Raw genomic sequence first — 14,112 nt, forward strand, 5'->3', positions numbered from 1 at the left:
AACTGTCATGTGCAAGCCCTTCGACGTCGTCGTACTCGGTGCCGGGCCCGGCGGCTACGTGGCCGCCATCCGCGCCGCCCAGCTGGGCAAGCGGGTCGCGATCGTGGAAGAGAAGTACTGGGGCGGCGTCTGCCTCAACGTCGGCTGCATCCCCACGAAGGCTCTCCTGCGCAACGCCGAGCTGGCGCACCTCTTCACGCACGAGGCCAAGACCTTCGGCATCGAGGTGGAGGGCCGGGTGTCCTTCGACTACGGCGCGGCGTTCCGGCGCAGCCGTCAGGTGGCCGACGGCCGGGCCAAGGGCGTCCACTACCTGATGAAGAAGAACGGGATCACGGAGTTCGACGGCCGGGGCACCTTCCTCGACGCGAACACCCTCGAGGTCGCCCAGTCGGACGGCACCCTCTGCACGATCTCCTTCGACAACTGCGTCATCGCGACCGGCGCCACACCGCGGCTGCTGCCCGGCACCCGGCGCAGCGAGCGCGTGGTGACGTACGAGGAGCAGATCCTCAGCCAGGGCGTCCCGCGGTCGATCGTGATCGCGGGCGCCGGCGCCATCGGCATCGAGTTCGCGTACGTCCTGCACAACTACGGCGTGAAGGTGACCGTCGTCGAGTTCCTGGACCGGATCGCGCCGCTGGAGGACGCCGACGTGTCCGCCGAACTCGCCAAGCGGTACCGCAGGCTCGGCATCGAGGTGCTGACCTCCACCAAGGTCGAGTCGATCGACGAGTCGGGCCCGCAGGTGCGCGTGACGGTCACCGGGAAGGACGGCGTCCGGAAGGTCCTGGAGGCCGACAGGGTGCTCCAGGCGATCGGCTTCGCGCCGAACGTCGCGGGTTACGGCCTGGAGGCCACCGGCGTACGCGTCACCGAGCGCGGCGCGATCGACGTGGACGGCCGCTGCCGCACCTCGGTGCCGCACATCTACGCGATCGGCGACGTGACGGCCAAGCTGATGCTCGCGCACACCGCCGAGGCCATGGGCGTCATCGCCGCCGAGACGATCGCGGACGCGGAGACGATGGAGCTGGACTACGTGATGATCCCGCGTGCCACCTACTCCCAGCCGCAGATCGCCAGCTTCGGCTGGACCGAGGCGCAGGCGAGGGAGCAGGGCTTCGACGTCGCCGTCGCCAAGTTCCCGTTCACCGCCAACGGGAAGGCGCACGGCCTGGCCGACACGGCCGGCTTCGTGAAGCTGATCAGCGACGCCACCCACGGCGAGATCATCGGGGCCCACCTGATCGGCCCGGACGTCACGGAGCTGCTGCCCGAACTGACCCTGGCCCAGCAGTGGGACCTGACCGTGCACGAGGTCGCGCGGAACGTGCACGCCCATCCGACCTTGGGCGAGGCGGTCAAGGAGGCCGTGCACGGACTCGCCGGACACATGATCAACTTCTAGGATCCACACCACAGATCGAGACGGACCGTCCCATCTCTTGGCAACTGGCCCAGGACGTCCCTTCCGGATCAGGCCGGGCCGCCGCCCACGGGGGTGGCGGCGGCCCGCCGGCCGGTGACGCGGAACATCGAGGGGTCCGGGTAGGTCGCCTTCTCCGCGCGTACGACCTCCTCGACCGCCTCCCTGAAGGCGTCGTCGAAGAGGTCCACGGACTGCAGCAGCCGCAGCCCGCGCAGGGTCGGGTCCAGCAGCGGGCGGGCCATCCGGGCGGCTCCGCCGGAGACGGCGGTGAAGCCCGTCCGCGACATGTCGTGCCGTCCGGCCACCCGGTCCTCGAAGCCCGCGCTCGCGTAGCCGACGATCAGCGCGAGGTCGGCCAGGAACTTGCGTGCGCCGCGGGCCATCTCCTCGGCGCCCTGGAGGGTCTGGACGGAACCGCCCGCCACCTGGAAGTCGTCGCCGGTGCGCTGGAGACCGCGCGCCTCGTACACGCCGAGCGCCTCCTCGAAGAGCCGTCCCGCCTCGTCGACCGCCTTCATCGCCGTCACGAGCTGCTCGATGTCGATCTCGCGCTTCACTCTGCCTCCAGATCCGGAACTGTGCTGGCACAGACCGTAGGAGGCAAACCCTCGGCTACGGAACACCCGTGCGGCGGCGAGATCCGCCCACCCCGACGGCCCCCATTCCCCTCCCGCCGCCCGGTTCCCCAACTCCCCGCGCGCTCTTGCGGCTTGAAGCGGAGCTACCAACAATGCCCATGACAACCGAAGGATCTTCGGTCGCGTTCTGTCCTCAGAGGGGAACCCCCACATGAAGAAGCCTCTCGTCGGCGCGTCACTCACCCTGCTCCTAATCGGAGCTGCCGCCGCCCCCGCCGCGGCGGCCTCGGGCGAGGCTGCCGCCACCATCGACTTCGCGGGCACCGTCGCGCTCAGCAACTGCTCCGGATCCGTCGTCCGCGCGCCCTCGTCCCAGCCGAACGACCCCGCGCTCGTCCTGTCCAACGGGCACTGCCTGGAGACGGGCTTCCCGGCGGCCGGCGAGGTCATCAAGGACCAGCGGTCCAGCCGCTCGTTCTCCCTGCTCAACTCGGCCGGTTCCAAGGTCGCGACGCTGCGCGCGGCCAAGATCTCGTACGCGACCATGACCGACACGGACGTCTCGATCTACCAGCTCACCAAGACCTACGCCCAGATCCAGAGCCAGTACGGCATCAGCCCGCTGACCCTGAACGACGCGCGCCCGGTGCAGGGTTCGGCGATCAGCGTGGTGTCCGGGTACTGGAAGCGGATCTACAGCTGTGACATCGACGGCTTCGCCTACCGCCTCAAAGAGGGCGAGTGGACCTGGAAGGACTCGGTCCGTTACACCCCGGCCTGCAACACCATCGGCGGCACCTCCGGTTCGCCGGTGATCGACCGGGTGACGGGCAAGGTCGTCGCCGTCAACAACACGGGGAACGAGGACGGTGCCAGTTGCACCGTCAACAACCCGTGCGAGGTGGACGAGAGCGGCAACGTGACGGTCCGCCAGGGCATCAACTACGCGCAGGAGACCTACACCATCGTCCCCTGCATAGGTCCCAAGAACGTGATCGACCTGAACCGGCCCGGCTGCACCCTGCCCAAGCCGTAGCAGCGACCGCAGGAGTCCCCCCGCCCGACCCGAAAAGCCCCACGGCCGGGCCCCGGGCGGGGATACTCGGACGCGTGGAACTGCACATCGATCACCGCTGGCTGCTGGAGCGGCAGGAGGCCCTGTTCAAGGACGTGGAAGTGGCCGACCACTCCGCCCTGGTCGCCGCCGTCGCCCGGCACCGGGTGAACACACCCAGCCTGGACGTGGACGACCCCGACGCCTACTGGCGCGCGGCCGCCCTCCTCGAAGCGATCGTCCTGCTGCGCCCGCTGCCGGGCTCCAACGAGTACTTCGCCTACGGGGTCGCCGTCGCGTACATCGAGGCGTCCGGCCGGACGGTGGAGGCCACGTACGAGCAGTGGCGCGAGCTCATCACGGACATCCGCGCGCTCCGCGCCACCGTCTACGACATCGCCGACCGGCTGCGCTCCTGGCGGAGCGCGTAGCCGGGGCCGGGGCAGGGGCCGGGGCAGGGGCCGGCCTCAGCGCCTGCGCTGGGCAGGGGTCCCCACGAGGAGCGCGTCGCTGACGAGCCGGGCGCCGCGGGCGAGACGTCCCAGCTGCTCAAGCTCCACCGCGTACATCCTGATCGTGTTCTCTATGACGGACTCGCCCATGCCCAGCATGGGCAGTTCGGCGCGGCTGGTCTGCATGGCCACCCGCACCGCGCGCATCTCGTGCTGCAACTGGAGCTGGACGTGCCGGGCCAGGAGCGCGTGGTGGCGGGTCAGGGTCAGGTAGCTGCCGTAGCGGGCCGGCAGGAGGTCCCGCAGCCAGCGCGTGGCGCTGCGTTCCCAGTCGTGGGTCCCGGGGGCCTTGACCTGCAGGGGCCAGTCCGGGCTGCGCGTGATGGTCGCCGTCTGGGGCATTCTCGTCACTTCCGAGTGGTGTCGAACTCTGATCGAGACGTTGCGTGGGGGCGGCCTCGGCCCAGGGGTTGACCGAGGCCGCCAAGGGCGCTCTGCGGGATCCGAAAGCCTGGACTCGACACCCGGTCACGACGTGAGGAGGTTCGTCGTGCCGGCTGAACGTTCGGGAGGACCTGGGGAGAGTCCTCCTTGGCATCTTGGTGGATCCGGAGCGCCGCCGTCAGTAAACATATATACCGTCGAGTAAGCAAGGGTATGAAAAATTTCATGCATGTCGAGGCATGAATATGTCCAGGTCGCAGCCGGTTCGCTCCGGCCCGGGTGGGTCGGGTGGGTCCTACAGGAAGAAGTGGTGCTGCTCGGCAGCGTGCTCGTACTGCTCCAGCCGGGCCTGCGTGCGCTCCGGGTCGGCGTCGGCCATCGACTGGAGCAGGGCCGCGGAGAGCATCCCGGGGGCCGCGTACGAGTCGAACACCAGGCGCGAGCCGGTCCCCGCGGTGAGCACCACGTCGGCCTCGTCCACCAGCCCGCCCACGGTGGGGTCCGTGATCAGTACGACGCGCAGCCCGGCGCTGCGGGCGGACCGGAGCGCGGCCAGGGTCTCCTTGGCGTGCCGGGGCATGGCGAAGGCCAGCACCCAGGTCCCGCCGGCCGCCCGGGACTGGAGCAGGGCGTCGAAGGCGACGCTTCCGCCGCGGGTCACCAGCCGTACGTCGGGGTGGATGCGCCGGGCCGCGTACGCGAAGTACTCCGCCAGCGATACCGAGATGCGCAGTCCGAGCACGGTCAGGGGCACCGAGGCCGCCAGGTCGCGGCCGATGTCGAGCACCTGGTTGGTGTCGGCGAGCAGCCGGCGCACGTTCTCCAGGTTCTCGATCTCGGCGTCGACGGCGGCCTGCAGCTCGTTGCGGCGGATCTGCTCGCGGGTGTCGGGGGCCCCGGCGACCGCGCTGAGCGCGATCGGCTGGAGGACGTCACGCAGGGCCGGGTAGCCGCTGAAGCCGAGGGAGGCGGCGAAGCGGGTCACGGACGGCTGGCTGACGCCCACCCGCTCGGCGAGCTCGGTGATCGAGAGGAAAGCGGCCTCGGTGAGGTGGTCGATCAGGTACTGGGCGATGCGGCGCTGGCCCGGGGACAGCCGGTGCCCGTCGAACAGCGCGAGGAGGCGGTCGGCCGGAGGGCGGACCTCCTCCGACGACTGGCCGCTGCCGCTCGGCTTGATCGCGGCCGCCTGCGCTCGTGCCTGCTGCCCCGATGACACGGGAGGGCCTCCTTCTCACCGACGCTCGCGCTCCAACATAGCTCACGGCGCACCCCGTGAAGATCAATCCTGGGCGCGGGAGGTCACCGGGGCATCGGTGCGGTCGCCGAGGAACTCGTACCAGCGGCGCTGCAGGCACAGGTAGCGGGTGTCCGCTTCGACGAGGTCGAGGAAGGAGCCGATCGTCGCGCCGAGCCGCTCGCCGAGGCCCGTGTCGGCCAGGGCGCCGTCCTCGCCGAACGCGTGGTGGGCGCCGGCGAGGCTGAACATGTCGGGGTAGACGCGGGCTCCGAGGTGTTCCAGCGGGACGCGCAGGGCCCAGAGCCCGCGGTTGCCGCCGACCATCGAGGGCGAGGCCGAGACCAGCAGGGACTGCTTGTCCTTGAAGGGCTGCGGGCGGTAGCGGGAGACCCAGTCGATGGCGTTCTTCAGTACGCCGGGAACGGAGGCGTTGTACTCCGGGGAGGCGATGACCAGCGCCTGCGCCAGCTCGATGCGCTCGCACAGGGCCAGCGCCCCCTTCGGCAGCCCCTCGTCCGCCTCCACGTCGCCGTCGTAGGGCGGCATCGGGAAGTCGGCGAGGGTGGCGGGGTCGGCGACCGCCCCGGCCCGGCCGATCTGGGCGGCGACGAGGGAGGCGAGGCGCGCGTTGACCGAGCCGGTGCGGGAGGACCCGGAGAGGACGAGGACGCGCAGCGAGCCGCGGCCGTGGTCGTGGTCGTCCTCGTGCGGACGGGCCGGATCCGTCGGGAAGCGGTCGGGTTCGTGGTCGTTGTCGTTGTCGGTCGGGGTCATCACCGTCTCCTGGTCTTCCCTGGTCTTCCTGCCGGTAGGTGGGCGGAACGCGCGGCGGGACCCGCACACGCGGGTGTGCGGGTCCCGTCCGGGCCGCCGTGTCACTTGGCGCCGGGGTTCTCCCAGCGGTAGAACTCGTGGGCCATCGCGTCCTTCGGACTGCGCCAGGTCTCCGGGTCGTGCGGACTGATGTACGCGCTGAGCCGGTCGCTGAGCTGCCGGAACTCGGGGTGGTCGGTGACCTTCGCGATGGCCGGACCCGGCGGGCGGTCCGACTCGATCAGGTGGAGGTACACGTCGCCGAACTGGAACAGGCTGCGGCGGGTGACCCCGACCAGGTGCGGGAGTTCACCGGCGTCCGAGTGGGCGAACAGGTCGGCGATGTCGGGGGCCGACTCCGGCGCCATGCGGGCGACGATGAGAGCGCGGTGCTTGCTGTGCATCCTGCTGTGCGCCTTTCGCTGCTGTGCGGGCTGATCTTCAGAGACGGCTGTGGGCGGGGGCGCGGCCGTCAGGGTCGCGCTGCTCGATCTTGTCCCGGATCAGCGCCATCTGGATCTTGGAGTTCCGGTTGATGTTGTCGGTCATCCACGCGTCGTCGACCGGGGCCGTCGGCTTCATGGCGAAGTCCTGCGTCCACTTCATCCGCGTGCCGCCGCCCGGCACTTCGGAGTACTGCCAGTGGATGTCCATGTGGGCGAACGGGCCGGTCTCCACGCGCCGCGCCCGGACCTGGAGGCCCTTGCGGTCCACGGTCCGCTCCGAGATCCAGCTCCACACGGTGCCGTTCTCGTCGGGGTGCATGGTCAGCCGGAACCGGGTGGTGTCCCCCTGCTGGTCGAGGATGTCGAGCGAGGCGTACTCGCTGAACAGCTGCGGCCAGTTCGGCAGGTCGTTGGTCATCTCCCACACGACGTCGACGGGCGCGTTGACGGTGATCTCGTTCTCGGTGTGTCCTGCCATCTCAAGCTCCTGTCATCAGGCTGTTGTTGACGAGGTCGAGGAATTCCCCGGGGGTCTTGCAGCGGTCGGCGTCGGTGGGCAGGGCCCGTCCGCGCCGGTTCTCCAGCTCGCCGACGATGCCCAGCAGGCCCAGCGAGTCGAGGCCGTAGTCGTCGAAGGCGGAGTCCGGACGGCTCGCCATCTCGGAGGGGTCGACGGTGATGCCGGCGGTCTTCATCAGGGCCGCCAGCTCCTCCAGGGTCAGTCGGTCGGACATGGTCGCTTTCTCTCTTCCTGGAAGGGGACTGCACGAGTCCCTCCGGCCTACAGGGGCGCCGGGTAGCCCTTGCGGAGGACGAGCGCGGAGTTCGAGCCCATCCGGCCCCTGCTGAGCACGAGCGCGGTGCGCAGCTCCGCGGGGCGGGCGCTGCCGGTCACGACGTCGAGGTCGTGGCACACGTCGTAGACGTTGGGGGTCGGCGGGACGACTCCGTGCTCCAGTGCCAGGGCCGCGGCGGCCGTGTCGAGGGCGGGCGCCGCGCAGTAGGCCCTGCCGGTACCGGACTTGGGGGCCGTGACCGGCACCTTGCGTCCGTGTCCGCCGAGGGCGTCGGCGATGGCCGCGGCCTCGGCCGCGTCCGCCTCGGGGGTGCCGAGCGCGTCCGCGAAGACCACGTCGACCTCTTCCGGGGCGCAGCCGGCCTCCCGGAGCGCGCCGCGGATCGCGTGGGCGAGTCCCTCGCCGGACTCCTCCGGCCGCAGGGTGCCGGTGAAGGTCGCGGCGTGGCCGGCCAGTACGGCGCGTACGGCGGCCCCGCGGCGCCGGGCGGCCTCCTCGTCCTCGACGACGAACATCGCGCCGCCCTCCGCGGGCACGTACCCGCAGGCCTTGGCGGTGAACGGGCGGTAGGCCCGCTCGGGGTCGTCCCGGGTGCTCAGTCCCTCGTACCCCAGCTGGCAGACGATCGAGTACGGCGCCAGCGGTGCCTCGGTGGCGCCGGCCAGCATCGCCCGGCTGCCCTGGCGGATCGCCCGGGTGGCGTGCGCGAAGGCGTCCAGTCCGCCCGCCTCGTCACTGGCCACCACCCCGCAGGGGCCCTTGAGGCCCCGCCGGATGGAGACCTGGCCGGTGCTCGCGGCATAGAACCAAGCGATGGACTGGTACGGGCCGACGTAGCGCGGCCCCTGCTCCCAGAGGTGCTGGAGCTCGCGCTGGCCGAACTCGCCGCCGCCGGAGCCGGCCGCGGTGACGACCCCGATGGAGTAGGGGTCGTCCTCGTAGTCGGCGCGGCCGAGCCGGGCGTCCTCCAGGGCGAGGTCGGCCGCGGCGAGCGCGTGGTGGGTGAACCGGTCGGTCTGGACGAGGAACCGGTCCTCGACCATCGAGCCGGGGTCGAAGCCGCGCACCTCGCCGGCCACGCGCAGCGGAAGGTGCTCGCACCCGGCCCTGGTGACCCGGTCCAGGACGCTGAGGCCGGACTGGGTCGCCTTCCAGAAGGCGTCGGCGCCGATGCCGTTGGGCGCGACGACCCCGATGCCCGTGATGACCGTACGGCTGCTGGTCATGACACCTCTTCCTTCGGCCGGGACATGACGACGGCGGACTGGAACCCGCCGAAGCCGCTGCCGACGGACAGGACGTTGCGCAGGGTGCGGGCGCGGGCGGTGCGGGGGACGTAGTCCAGGTCGCACTCGGGGTCGGGCGTCTCGTAGTTGGCGGTCGGCGGGACCACCTGGTGGTTCATCGCGAGGACGCAGGCGGCGAGTTCTATCGCGCCGATGGCGCCGAGGGAGTGGCCCACCATGGATTTGATGGAGGTCATCGGCGTCTTGTAGGCGTGCTCTCCCAGGACCCGCTTGACCGCCGCCGTCTCGTGGCGGTCGTTCTGCTTGGTGCCGGAGCCGTGCGCGTTGACGTAGTCGATCTCGTCGGCGCCGACGCGGGCCTGGGCCAGCGCGGTCTCGATCGCCCGGGCCATCTCCAGGCCCTCGGCGGTGAGACCGGTCATGTGGTGGGCGTTGCCGAAGGTGGCGTAGCCGCCGATCTCGCAGTAGACGGTCGCACCGCGGGCGCGGGCGTGTTCCATCTCCTCCAGGACGAGGACCGCGCCGCCCTCGCCGAGGACGAACCCGTCCCGGTCGGCGTCGAAGGGCCGGGAGGCGTGGGCCGGGTCGTCGTTGTTCGGCGAGGTCGCCTTGATGGCGTCGAAGCAGGCCACGGTGATCGGCGATATGGGCGAGTCGGAGGCGCCGGCGATGCACACGTCCATCCGGCCCTCCGCGATGGAGTGCACGGCGTACCCGATGGCGTCGAGTCCGGAGGTGCAGCCGGTGGAGACGGTCTGCACCGGGCCGCGCGCACCCGTCTGCTCCGCGACCGCGGAGGCGAGGGTGGCGGGCGTGAACGCCCGGTGCAGGTGAGGTCCGGCGAGCCGGTGGTCGACGTCCCACCAGGCGCCCGACTGGCTCACGGCCACGTAGTCGTGCTCCAGGCGCGTGGTGCCGCCGACGGCGGTGCCGAGGGAGACCCCGGTCCGCCAGGCCTCGTCCGTGGTCAGGTCGAGTCCGGAGTCGCGCAGCGCCTCGCGGGCCGCGACCAGGGCGAACTGGATGTACCGGTCCGCGCGGGCCGCGTCCTCGTCGGTGAGGCCGTGCTCGGCGGGGTCGAAGTCGACTTCCGCGGCTATCCGGGAGCGGAACCCCTCCGGGTCGAAGAGGGTGATGCCCCGGGTCGCCGTACGGCCGCTGGACAGCAGGTCCCAGAAGGCCGAGACCCCGATCCCGCCGGGGGCGACGACGCCGACCCCGGTCACCGCCACCCGGCGGCGGGTCACGAGACCACTCCCGTGCGGTCCGGAGGCTGCTCCCACGCGGTGCTCTCCGGGTGCGGGGCCTCCTCTGTGTCCACGTGGCCGAGTTCCGGGCGCGGCGCGAGCGGGCCGAGGTGGAAGACCATGCGGGCCTCGGTGCCCCCGACGTTGCGGAACCGGTGGCGGACATTGAGCGGGACGAGCAGGCCCTGGTCGGTGCGCAGCGGATGGGCCTCGCCGTCGAGGTCCACCTCCAGCCGGCCGGCGACCACGTACACGAACTCCTCGGAGTACGGGTGGTAGTGCTCGGCGATGGACTCCCCGGGCGCCATGATCGCCATGCCCATGAAGCCGCTGGTGGAGCCCACCGAGGTCGGGGTGAGCACGGCCCTCAGGTCGCCTCCGCGCCTGCGGTTGGGCGGCGTCTCGCTGAGGTCCACGATGCGTGGGCGCTGTTTGGTCATGGCGGGTTCCTCCTGGCCTGTGGGGTGCCTGGACGGGGATGTGGGGTGGGGCTCGGGGTGGTCTCGGTGGGGGGAGCGCAGCGGATCAGGAGTCCGCGGGGGCCCGGCGGTCGGTGATGAGGTTCATGGTGTGGCGCGCGGCGCGGGGCCGCCCGCCGGGCGCGTCCATCAGGCGCTCCAGCACCGCCGTCTTGCGCGGTCCCGAGGCGCCCAGGGCCGCTCCCGGGTCGGCGTCGAGCGGGCCGCTCACGTCGATCAGGCGGACGACGATGTCGTCGCGCTGAAAGATGCTGCTGCTCCGAACGGGGTGCGCGGGCAGGTGCGCGGCGGCCTCGTCCTGCCGGGCCAGGAACTTGGCGAGCGCGGCGCCGCAGCCGGGCTTGGCGGGGTAGAAGAGCGCGTGGCGGGTGACGTCGGCGGAGTCCGGCTCCTCGGCCGCGATGTGGTGGACCGCGGGGACGGCCGCGCGCATGAAGAACATGCGGGCGGACTCGGGGTTTCCGAGGTCCCGGTCCTGTTCGAGGTGGGGGTTGATGGCTTCCTCGACGGCGCGCACCTCGGGCTGTTCGGAGACGTGCCGCAGGGCCGCCATCAGGTCGCCCTGGACCTCCATCGTCCGTACCACCCGGTTGCCGTGCATGAACAGCGAGGTGCGGCACAGGCGGGTGTGGTCGTCGACGCGGGCCGCCGGGGAGGCGTAGCTGGAGAGGATGTCCGCGACCTTCTTCTCGCTGCCCGGCTTGACGGTGAAGGTCAGGGCGTGGTGCACGATGCCGGCGCCGAGCCGGGGCACGGGCTGGAGCCGGGCCGCGGCCGGGCGCGAGGCCTGGTCGTAGCCGCGGCCGGTCTCGCGCAGGACGGTGAACTTGAGCGGGCGCATGGCCCGGGCGCAGGCCCCGAGCGGCTTCACCTGTTCGGCGTGGTGCTCGCTGTTGACCCAGGCGAGGTACTGCGGGGCGCTCTCCCACTCGCTGGTGATGAGCCATTGGGAGGGATTCTCGAACGACTGGCACAGCTGGTCGCTGATGTGGCCCGGGACGGAGGCGATGTCGTGGCGGAGTTGCTCGTACGCCTCGAAGAACTGCTGCTGGGTCCCCTCGTGGAGGTCCATCAGCAGGACGACCCGGAGCATGGAGCCGTCGAAGGCTGACTGCGACACCCGTTCGGACAGGGTGGTTGTCATCTACTCACTCCTTCATGAGGGGGTGGAGATCCATCGCGTACGGACCCCTCGTCCGTCACCGGTGGCGTCCACCCGGGCCGGCGGCCGTCTCGGTCGGGAACGGCAGGCCTGGCGCGTCTGTCGGGGGCGCCGCTGTCGCTCATCGTCGTCCGGGTGAGGGCGTACCGCTACATGTCCGGATCAAGCGGGTGACAACCGGCGAATCAACCGGGCCTGATCTCCGATCGGTGGCATAAAGACTCCACTCCCCCACACAGAAAACAGGAGCCCTCAGCTGATGGAAGACAAAGCCGATGTTCGCGTACCGGTTCTCGTCGTGGGCGGCTCGCTCGTGGGCCTGTCCACCTCGCTTTTCCTGAGCCGCCACGGAGTGAGGCACCTGCTCGTCGAGAAGCACTCCGGTACGTCCGCACACCCGCGCGGCCGAGGCATCAACGCCCGGACGATGGAGCTGTTCCGCACGGCAGGAGCGGAGCCCGCGATCCGCCGGGCCGCCTCCGTACTGGAGGGAAACCAGGGCATTCTGCAGGCCACGTCCCTGGTCGACGGCGACCACAACTGGCTGATCAAGGCGATCGACCCGTCCGGGGCGCTGAGCCGGTTCAGCCCGACCGGCTGGTGCCTGTGCAGCCAGAACAACATCGAGCCGGTGCTCGCCTCGCAGAGCCGCGCGCAGGGCGCCGACATCCGCTTCTCCACGGAGCTGATGAGCTTCGACCAGGACGCGACGGGGGTGAGCGCCGTCGTGAAGGACCGGGAGACCGGCGAGCACACCACCGTGCGCGCGGACTTCCTGATCGCGGCGGACGGGCCGCGCAGCCCCGTCCGGGAGCAGCTGCGCATCCCCCAGACGGGTGGCGGCGAGCTGTTCCACAACGTGAGCGTGACCTTCCGCTCCCAGATGCTCCCCGAGGTGCTGGGCGATCTGCGGTTCATCGTCTGCTACTTGATGCGCCCGGGCGCCGACGGTGCGCTGCTCCCGGTGGACAACGGCACGCAGTGGGTCTTCCACGCGCCCTGGCACCCGGAGGACGGCGAGACGCTGGAGGACTTCACCGACGCGCGCTGCAAGGAGCAGATCCGGGCCGCGATCGGCGTGCCCGACCTGGACGTGGTGATCGGCGGAAAGGCGCCGTGGCACGCCGCCGAACGGGTGGCGCAGCAGTACTCCGTGGGCCGGGTGTTCCTGGCGGGCGACGCGGCCCACGAGATGTCCCCCACGGGCGCGTTCGGCTCCAACACCGGCATCCAGGACGCGCACAACCTGGCCTGGAAGATCGCCGCGGTGCTCGACGGCACGGCCGGGATGGAGCTCCTCGACACCTACGAGGCCGAGCGGCTTCCGGTGGCCATCGCCACGAGCGCCCGCGCCTCGGCCCGTTCGGCCGAGCACAGCCACCCGGGGTACGCCCCGCCGCCCACGATGGGCGGCGGGCCCGGCAGCGGGGTCCTCACGACGGCCATGGGCTACTGCTACCCCGAGGGCGCGGTCGTCGGCGGCGACCCCGGGCGGCCGGTCATCCCGGAGGAGCTGCGGCTGAAGGGCGACACCGGCACCCGCGCCCCGCACATGTGGCTGACGAAGTCCGGCGAGCGGATCTCCTCGCTGGACCTGTACGAGCGCTCGTTCGTGCTGCTCAGCGGCGCGGGTACGCCGTGGCGGGCGGCCGGCGAGCAGGTGGCCGCGGAGCTGTCGGCGCGGCTGGACGCCTACGCCATCGGCTCCGGGCCGGACGCGGACCTGGTCCCCCAGGGCGGCGCCGACTGGGCGGAGGTCCACGGGATGGGCGCCGAGGGCGCGGTGCTCGTACGGCCGGACGGGTTCGTGGCGTGGCGCTCGGAGGGCGCCGTGCCTGATGCCCGGGCCGCGCTGCGGAACGCCCTCTCGACGGTGCTGCGCCGGGCGTGACCACCTCGCTCTCCCTTCCGCCGGCCGTGCGCGCGGCCGGCGGAGGGGGTTCAGCGGCAGGCCCAGCAGCCTGCCCAGCAGCCGGTGTTCGACCGGGCGGGGCGGCGCCCGGCGCCCTTCGCCGCGGATCCGGACCGGCCCGGGGCGCCGCCGCCGGCGCCGTTCCCGCCGCCGGAGGTACGCCGCGCGCAGCAGGCGACCACGAGGGCGATCGCGGCCAGCTCCTCGGGCTCCGCATGGCCCTTCTCGACGCGGAACAGGCTCGCGGTCGGGGCGGTGGGGGCTATCGGGGCGTCGTTCGTCATCAGCACGGCCTCTCTCACGGGGGCTGCGCGTGCGCCCGGTCGTCGGGGCGTGCGGGGCGGACCGGCTCGGCGCCGTCGCGGGCTGCACACGTGCGGCTCGGCGCGCCGGCGGGACGTGTTCCGCGGATGCGAACCGGCCTGCGGAGTCCTTCCGGATCACCGGGACTCCTGACGCGATCGACGCTACAAGCGCGCGGCGCACCCGGCACTCGGGGGAACGCGCCCAGCCATCCGGCCGCCGCGCGTGCGGAGCCGGCGTGAGCGCCCATCTGCCCCTGTTCTGCCGGGGCTGCGCCGGTCAGCTGTACGCCGTCTGTACCACCGACCGCGGTGGTCGCGGCGGCGGCCGCAACGCGGTCGGCGAGTGGGAGGTGGACCACGAGATGCCCGTGGTCTGCCCGCTCTCCTCCCTTCTGCCGCTCACGGGGAAGGCCGCCTCCGTGCACGAACTCCCGGGCGCGCAGGAGGTTCTCGGCCCGGCCTACTGAAGTCGAACGGAGGATTGGGCCTGACGGGTGACGCGGC

General features: G+C 71.7%; 17 protein-coding genes. 5 read left to right on the forward strand and 12 right to left on the reverse strand.

The window, feature by feature from the left end; all coding sequences use genetic code 11:
• The first annotated feature begins 7 nt into the window (after positions 1-7).
• Positions 8-1,411 (forward strand): dihydrolipoyl dehydrogenase, encoded by a 1,404-nt coding sequence (gene lpdA / locus AB0O21_RS07945; protein ID WP_365167603.1) that lies wholly within the window; start codon positions 8-10, stop codon positions 1,409-1,411.
• A gap of 68 nt (positions 1,412-1,479) precedes the next feature.
• Here the strand turns inward: lpdA and AB0O21_RS07950 are convergent, their stop codons facing one another.
• Positions 1,480-1,989: a hypothetical protein gene (locus tag AB0O21_RS07950; protein WP_365167605.1), complete on the reverse strand. Its 510-nt coding sequence runs from the start codon at positions 1,987-1,989 to the stop codon at positions 1,480-1,482.
• A 232-nt stretch (positions 1,990-2,221) separates the two neighbouring features.
• On the opposite strand from AB0O21_RS07950, the gene AB0O21_RS07955 reads away from it, so the two are divergent.
• Both AB0O21_RS07955 and AB0O21_RS07960 read left to right on the forward strand, forming a co-directional pair.
• Complete coding sequence (locus AB0O21_RS07955) at positions 2,222-3,046, forward strand: serine protease (protein ID WP_365167607.1); 825 nt, start codon at positions 2,222-2,224, stop codon at positions 3,044-3,046.
• Positions 3,047-3,120: 74 nt separating this feature from the next.
• Positions 3,121-3,495: a toxin Doc gene (locus tag AB0O21_RS07960; protein WP_365167609.1), complete on the forward strand. Its 375-nt coding sequence runs from the start codon at positions 3,121-3,123 to the stop codon at positions 3,493-3,495.
• A gap of 36 nt (positions 3,496-3,531) precedes the next feature.
• Here the strand turns inward: AB0O21_RS07960 and AB0O21_RS07965 are convergent, their stop codons facing one another.
• The 10 genes from AB0O21_RS07965 to AB0O21_RS08010 all read right to left on the reverse strand — a co-directional run bounded on the left by AB0O21_RS07965 (position 3,532) and on the right by AB0O21_RS08010 (position 11,373).
• Positions 3,532-3,918 carry a hypothetical protein gene (locus tag AB0O21_RS07965; RefSeq protein WP_365167770.1) on the reverse strand — a complete coding sequence of 129 codons (387 nt, stop codon included), beginning with the start codon at positions 3,916-3,918 and terminating at the stop codon, positions 3,532-3,534.
• 337 nt (positions 3,919-4,255) lie between these two features.
• Entirely contained in the window at positions 4,256-5,179 is a 924-nt protein-coding gene (locus tag AB0O21_RS07970) for a MurR/RpiR family transcriptional regulator (protein WP_365167611.1), read from the reverse strand.
• A gap of 63 nt (positions 5,180-5,242) precedes the next feature.
• Positions 5,243-5,875, reverse strand: coding sequence for an NAD(P)H-dependent oxidoreductase (locus AB0O21_RS07975; RefSeq protein WP_365167773.1), 633 nt, complete (start codon positions 5,873-5,875; stop codon positions 5,243-5,245).
• A 200-nt stretch (positions 5,876-6,075) separates the two neighbouring features.
• Positions 6,076-6,417, reverse strand: a complete 342-nt coding sequence (locus tag AB0O21_RS07980) for a TcmI family type II polyketide cyclase (protein WP_365167612.1) — start codon at positions 6,415-6,417, stop codon at positions 6,076-6,078.
• 37 nt (positions 6,418-6,454) lie between these two features.
• Complete coding sequence (locus tag AB0O21_RS07985) at positions 6,455-6,937, reverse strand: SRPBCC family protein (RefSeq protein WP_365167615.1); 483 nt, start codon at positions 6,935-6,937, stop codon at positions 6,455-6,457.
• Between the two features lies 1 nt (position 6,938).
• Positions 6,939-7,193 carry an acyl carrier protein gene (locus AB0O21_RS07990; protein WP_365167617.1) on the reverse strand — a complete coding sequence of 85 codons (255 nt, stop codon included), beginning with the start codon at positions 7,191-7,193 and terminating at the stop codon, positions 6,939-6,941.
• 47 nt (positions 7,194-7,240) lie between these two features.
• Positions 7,241-8,482: a beta-ketoacyl synthase N-terminal-like domain-containing protein gene (locus tag AB0O21_RS07995; protein ID WP_365167620.1), complete on the reverse strand. Its 1,242-nt coding sequence runs from the start codon at positions 8,480-8,482 to the stop codon at positions 7,241-7,243.
• Positions 8,479-9,750 (reverse strand): beta-ketoacyl-[acyl-carrier-protein] synthase family protein, encoded by a 1,272-nt coding sequence (locus tag AB0O21_RS08000; RefSeq protein ID WP_365167623.1) that lies wholly within the window; start codon positions 9,748-9,750, stop codon positions 8,479-8,481. The genes AB0O21_RS07995 and AB0O21_RS08000 overlap by 4 nt, the downstream gene beginning before the upstream one ends.
• On the reverse strand, positions 9,747-10,190 hold the full coding sequence (locus AB0O21_RS08005; RefSeq protein ID WP_365167626.1) for a cupin domain-containing protein: 444 nt from the start codon (positions 10,188-10,190) through the stop codon (positions 9,747-9,749). The genes AB0O21_RS08000 and AB0O21_RS08005 overlap by 4 nt, the downstream gene beginning before the upstream one ends.
• Before the next feature lie 85 nt (positions 10,191-10,275).
• Positions 10,276-11,373, reverse strand: a complete 1,098-nt coding sequence (locus AB0O21_RS08010) for a SchA/CurD-like domain-containing protein (RefSeq protein WP_365167629.1) — start codon at positions 11,371-11,373, stop codon at positions 10,276-10,278.
• A 277-nt stretch (positions 11,374-11,650) separates the two neighbouring features.
• On the opposite strand from AB0O21_RS08010, the gene AB0O21_RS08015 reads away from it, so the two are divergent.
• Positions 11,651-13,282, forward strand: coding sequence for an FAD-dependent monooxygenase (locus AB0O21_RS08015; RefSeq protein WP_365167631.1), 1,632 nt, complete (start codon positions 11,651-11,653; stop codon positions 13,280-13,282).
• A 50-nt stretch (positions 13,283-13,332) separates the two neighbouring features.
• Here AB0O21_RS08015 and AB0O21_RS08020 read toward each other — a convergent pair whose 3' ends face one another.
• Positions 13,333-13,587, reverse strand: a complete 255-nt coding sequence (locus AB0O21_RS08020; RefSeq protein ID WP_365167634.1) for an acyl-CoA carboxylase epsilon subunit — start codon at positions 13,585-13,587, stop codon at positions 13,333-13,335.
• A 257-nt stretch (positions 13,588-13,844) separates the two neighbouring features.
• Here AB0O21_RS08020 and AB0O21_RS08025 point away from each other — a divergent pair, with 257 nt between their 5' ends.
• Complete coding sequence (locus tag AB0O21_RS08025; protein WP_365167636.1) at positions 13,845-14,075, forward strand: hypothetical protein; 231 nt, start codon at positions 13,845-13,847, stop codon at positions 14,073-14,075.
• Positions 14,076-14,112: the final 37 nt, after the last annotated feature.

Source organism: Streptomyces sp. NPDC091371, assembly GCF_040684275.1.
Lineage (GTDB): Bacteria > Actinomycetota > Actinomycetes > Streptomycetales > Streptomycetaceae > Streptomyces.

Coding starts and splice junctions, on each gene's coding strand:
- AB0O21_RS08005 (WP_365167626.1), bottom strand. CDS start 10,190: ATGACCAAACAGCGCCCACGCATCGTGGACCTCAGCGAGACGCCGCCC.
- lpdA (WP_365167603.1), top strand. CDS start 8: ATGTGCAAGCCCTTCGACGTCGTCGTACTCGGTGCCGGGCCCGGCGGC.
- AB0O21_RS07985 (WP_365167615.1), bottom strand. CDS start 6,937: ATGGCAGGACACACCGAGAACGAGATCACCGTCAACGCGCCCGTCGAC.
- AB0O21_RS08020 (WP_365167634.1), bottom strand. CDS start 13,587: ATGACGAACGACGCCCCGATAGCCCCCACCGCCCCGACCGCGAGCCTG.
- AB0O21_RS07990 (WP_365167617.1), bottom strand. CDS start 7,193: ATGTCCGACCGACTGACCCTGGAGGAGCTGGCGGCCCTGATGAAGACC.
- AB0O21_RS07965 (WP_365167770.1), bottom strand. CDS start 3,918: ATGCCCCAGACGGCGACCATCACGCGCAGCCCGGACTGGCCCCTGCAG.
- AB0O21_RS08010 (WP_365167629.1), bottom strand. CDS start 11,373: ATGACAACCACCCTGTCCGAACGGGTGTCGCAGTCAGCCTTCGACGGC.
- AB0O21_RS07980 (WP_365167612.1), bottom strand. CDS start 6,417: ATGCACAGCAAGCACCGCGCTCTCATCGTCGCCCGCATGGCGCCGGAG.
- AB0O21_RS07955 (WP_365167607.1), top strand. CDS start 2,222: ATGAAGAAGCCTCTCGTCGGCGCGTCACTCACCCTGCTCCTAATCGGA.
- AB0O21_RS08015 (WP_365167631.1), top strand. CDS start 11,651: ATGGAAGACAAAGCCGATGTTCGCGTACCGGTTCTCGTCGTGGGCGGC.
- AB0O21_RS07995 (WP_365167620.1), bottom strand. CDS start 8,482: ATGACCAGCAGCCGTACGGTCATCACGGGCATCGGGGTCGTCGCGCCC.